The sequence below is a fragment of the Cobetia sp. genome, assembly GCF_983723665.1.
In genome coordinates, this window is record NZ_CFDJES010000039.1 from 19,835 (window position 1) to 24,058 (window position 4,224).

General features: G+C 61.4%; 5 protein-coding genes. All 5 read left to right on the plus strand.

What is annotated here, in order from left to right:
- Positions 1 to 334: 334 nt before the first annotated feature.
- Positions 335 to 1,492: a cell division protein ZapE gene (zapE, locus tag AC4FAH_RS06005; protein WP_043332526.1), complete on the plus strand. Its 1,158-nt coding sequence runs from the start codon at positions 335 to 337 to the stop codon at positions 1,490 to 1,492.
- A gap of 251 nt (positions 1,493 to 1,743) precedes the next feature.
- Positions 1,744 to 2,172, plus strand: coding sequence for a 50S ribosomal protein L13 (gene rplM / locus AC4FAH_RS06010; protein WP_043332524.1), 429 nt, complete (start codon positions 1,744 to 1,746; stop codon positions 2,170 to 2,172).
- A 13-nt stretch (positions 2,173 to 2,185) separates the two neighbouring features.
- A complete protein-coding gene (rpsI, locus tag AC4FAH_RS06015) occupies positions 2,186 to 2,575 on the plus strand; it encodes a 30S ribosomal protein S9 (RefSeq protein ID WP_043332522.1) in 390 nt (129 codons plus the stop codon).
- Positions 2,576 to 2,792: 217 nt separating this feature from the next.
- Positions 2,793 to 3,389, plus strand: a complete 597-nt coding sequence (petA, locus tag AC4FAH_RS06020; protein WP_287020091.1) for a ubiquinol-cytochrome c reductase iron-sulfur subunit — start codon at positions 2,793 to 2,795, stop codon at positions 3,387 to 3,389.
- Positions 3,389 to 4,224, plus strand: an 836-nt coding sequence (locus AC4FAH_RS06025) for a cytochrome b (protein ID WP_490245769.1), incomplete at its 3' end; no start/stop codon positions are given. The genes petA and AC4FAH_RS06025, both read left to right, overlap by 1 nt.

A 4,224-nucleotide genomic window follows, 5' to 3' on the forward strand; every position in this document is an offset into this window, starting at 1 on the left:
TCGTGCCGCTTGCGTTTCAAAAGCGTCCACGCGCCATTATATCGGTGTGGTGCAGCGATGCGTCAATTCACGCGGCGCGCGACCTTGGTCGCCTGTCGGCGCAGCCGGCGGGGTGTGGGCGGATGCCAGCTCACGCCTTGCGAGCAATGCGCGCGGCGAAAGCCACGTCGCGCAGCCGATTGCTGGTCGGTGAGTGGGTAAAGTGGCCATCAAGGCGTATAATGCCGCGCAATTTCGTCCTTGCCTGCCCGCCGTGTCGGGTCAGGCGTGATCTTGTTCCTTTCATGTCAGGCGTGCGCCAGTGCGTGGCGCCTGACCTGCAGCGGGTTTCTCAATGCCAGCACCGACGCCTCTCGAGAAGTACCAGGCAGACCTCAAGCGTGATGACTTTGCCTACGATGCCGCCCAGGAAGATGCGGTTCGCCATCTGCAGCGTCTCTACGACGACCTCGTGCGCACGCCGCGCCAGACGCCCGACAAGGTGTCCGACGCGACGGGTGGCGGCGGGCTGGGCTCCAAGGTGCGTCGTCTGTTCGGCAAGCCGTCACGCACGGCGCCTGTCGATGAAGCGCCCGAGATCATGGGCCTCTACTTCTGGGGCGGCGTGGGGCGCGGCAAGACCTACCTCGTCGACACCTTCTACGAGAGCCTGCCGTTTGCCGACAAGATGCGCACGCACTTCCACCGTTTCATGCAGCGTGTCCACAATGAGCTCGGCCACTACAAGGGCGAGAAGAACCCGCTGACTCTGGTGGCGGCCAAGTTCGCCGTCGAGGCGCGCGTGATCTGCTTTGACGAATTCTTCGTCAAGGACATCACCGATGCGATGATTCTCGCCACCCTGTTCGAAGAGCTGTTCAAGCAGGGCGTGGTGCTGGTCGCGACCTCCAATATCGTGCCGGATGATCTCTACAAGGACGGCCTGCAGCGGGCGCGCTTCCTGCCGGCGATCGACCTGGTCAAGCGTCACTGCACGGTGGTCAACGTCGATTCCGGCATCGACTACCGCCTGCGCGCACTGGAGCACGCCGAGCTCTTCCATAGCCCGCTGGGCGACGACAGTGCTGCGCGGCTGGCGCGGGAATTCCGCTCCATCGCCGGTGCCGAAGGCCATGCCGATGAAGGCTTGAGCATCAATCATCGCGTGCTGCACGCCCTGCGTCGCCATGAAGACGTGGTGTGGTTCCACTTCGATGAGCTGTGTGATGGCCCGCGTAGCCAGAATGACTACATCGAGCTCGCGCGTGAGTTCCACACCGTGCTGGTGTCCGAGGTGCCGCAGATGGGGCGCGACAGCGACGACCAGGTGCGTCGTTTCATCAACATGGTCGATGAGTTCTATGACCGTGGTGTCAAGCTGCTGATGAGCGCCGCGACGCCCGTCGAGGACCTCTATACCGGCGGCAATCTGGATTTCGAATTCCAGCGCACGCTGTCACGTCTGCAGGAAATGCAATCGCGTGAGTATCTCGCGCTGCCGCACAAGCCGTGAGACCTGCGGCAAGGGCAAAATAGCCTTTGTGGTAGGCGGGCATGACATGTACAATGCGCGCTCGCTCGAACTGTTGACCGGTTCTCGAGCCATCCTGAGTCATTCACTCCTGATGGGCGAGGGCAGTCTGGAGATGAGAGGACAGTGACTGCGCAAGCAGCACGCCGCTCGCTGCCAGACGTCGGACAACCAAGAAAAATAGGGATTGGTCGCGCACACAAGTGCAAGACCCGACTATAGGTGATTCATCCATGAAGACGTTTACTGCTAAGCCGCAGTCCGTCCAGCGTGACTGGTTCGTCGTCGACGCAGCCGGCAAGACGCTGGGCCGTATGGCTACCGAAATTGCTCGTCGCCTGCGCGGCAAGCATAAAGCCGAGTACACTCCGCACGTTGATACTGGCGATTACATCGTCGTCATCAATGCCGAGAAAGTCGCTGTGACTGGTCGCAAGGCAGAAGCCAAGACCTACTACCGTCACACCGGTTACCCGGGCGGCCTGCGCTCCATGAACTTCAACCAGATGATCGAGCACAAGCCTGAGCGCGTGATCGAACTGGCTGTCAAGGGCATGCTGCCGAAGGGCCCGCTGGGTCGTGCCATGCAGTCCAAGCTGAAAGTCTATGCTGGCTCCGAGCATCCGCACGCTGCGCAGCAGCCGCAAGAACTGAACATCTGAGGGAAGCATCGCCATGACACAGCAGCACTACGGTACCGGGCGCCGCAAGACTTCTACCGCGCGCGTCTTCCTGAAGCCGGGCACCGGCAAAATCACCGTCAACCAGCGTGACCTGAACGACTACTTCGGTCGTGTGACAGGCCGCATGGTTGTCCGTCAGCCGCTCGAGCTGACCGAAACTACCGAACAGTTCGACGTCTACGTCACTGTTGCTGGTGGTGGTGGTTCTGCTCAAGCCGGCGCTATCCGTCACGGCATCACTCGTGCCCTGATGGCTTACAACGAAGACTTCCGTCCGGCCCTCCGCGCCGCCGGTTACGTCACTCGTGACGCCCGTGAAGTCGAGCGTAAGAAAGTCGGCCTGCGCAAGGCCCGTCGTCGTCCGCAGTTCTCCAAGCGTTAAGAGAACTCGCGTCGACCACAAGAACGTCCAGTGCCCGCAAGGGTGCTGGACGTTTTTTTTGCGGTCTCGCTGCACGATTGACGAAAGCGGCTTTGGTCAAGGTGGCTTTCTTGAGTTGTGAGCGCTCTGTTCTTGCCCTTTAATACAAGCAAGCATCAAGTGCTCGGCAAGTGGATGGCCCAGCATCAAGCGGTAGTGTTTGGGAGATAACAATAAAATGTCAGATCAAGCTGTGAACCGAGGGCGACGCCGCTTCCTCGTCAGCGCAACCACCGTGGTCGGGGCGGTAGGGGTGGTCGGTATCGCAACGCCCTTCCTGGCGTCCTGGCAGCCAAGTGCGCGTGCCCGTGCGGCAGGCGCACCTGTCACGGCGGATATCTCGCGGCTGGCACCCGGCCAGCAGATGACCATCGAATGGCGCGGCAAGCCGGTGTGGGTGGTGCGTCGCACCCCCGAGATGATCGCCAATATCCGTGCCATCCCCCCCGCAGAGCTGCAGGACCCCGAGTCACTGCGTCCCCAGCAGCCCCCTTATGTCGATGCCGTGCTGCGCTCCATCAAGCCGGAATATGTGGTGTTGGTGGGTATCTGCACGCACCTGGGCTGCTCGCCTGGCTATCGTCCCGAGATCGGCGCGGCGGATCTCGGCGCGGACTGGCCGGGCGGCTATCTGTGTGCCTGTCATGGGTCCAAGTTCGATCTCGCCGGGCGAGTCTTCACCGGAGTGCCGGCGCCTTCGAATCTGGAGGTGCCGCCGCATCGCTACGAGAGTGAGCAGGTGCTGGTGGTGGGTGTCGACGAGGAGGCTGCCTGATGGGGAATCCAAACCGTGCCAAGGCGCCACGCGGCATCATGCGCTGGATCGATGACCGCCTGCCGGCCACCCAGTTTCTGCAGGACCATCTGACCGGCTACTACGCGCCGAAGAATTTCAACTTCTTCTACTTCTTCGGCTCGCTGGCCTTGCTGGTGCTGGTCAATCAGATATTGACCGGCATCTGGCTGACGATGAGCTATACGCCGAGTGCCGAGGAGGCCTTTGCCTCCATCGAGTACATCATGCGCGATGTGGAGTACGGCTGGCTGATCCGCTACATGCATTCCACCGGCGCCTCGGCCTTCTTCGTGGTCATCTATCTGCACATGTTCCGTGGCCTGCTGTATGGCTCCTACCGTGCGCCTCGCGAGCTGGTATGGATCTTCGGCATGTGCATCTATCTGGCGCTGATGGCCGAGGCCTTCATGGGCTATCTGCTGCCCTGGGGGCAGATGTCCTACTGGGGGGCGCAGGTGATCATCTCGCTGTTCACGGCGATTCCGGTCATCGGGGCAGACCTGGCGCAGATGATACGTGGCGACTACCTGATCTCGGGGATCACCCTGAACCGCTTCTTTGCGCTGCATGTCATTGCCTTGCCGCTGGTGATCGTCGGGCTGGTGGTGCTGCATCTGGTGGCGCTGCACGAGGTGGGCTCGAACAATCCCGATGGCATCGAGATCAAGGACAGGAAGGATGAGGCGGGGCAGCCGCTGGATGGCATTCCCTTCCATCCCTATTACACGGTGAAGGACCTCGTCGGCGTCGGCGTCTTCCTGTTCGTGTTCTGTGCGGTGATCTTCTACTTCCCCGAAGGCGGCGGCTACTTCCT

What these genes read in the sequence shown, in the direction of transcription:
- petA (WP_287020091.1), top strand. Translation starts at nt 2,793, where the DNA reads ATGTCAGATCAAGCTGTGAACCGAGGGCGACGCCGCTTCCTCGTCAGC.
- rplM (WP_043332524.1), top strand. Translation starts at nt 1,744, where the DNA reads ATGAAGACGTTTACTGCTAAGCCGCAGTCCGTCCAGCGTGACTGGTTC.
- zapE (WP_043332526.1), top strand. Translation starts at nt 335, where the DNA reads ATGCCAGCACCGACGCCTCTCGAGAAGTACCAGGCAGACCTCAAGCGT.
- rpsI (WP_043332522.1), top strand. Translation starts at nt 2,186, where the DNA reads ATGACACAGCAGCACTACGGTACCGGGCGCCGCAAGACTTCTACCGCG.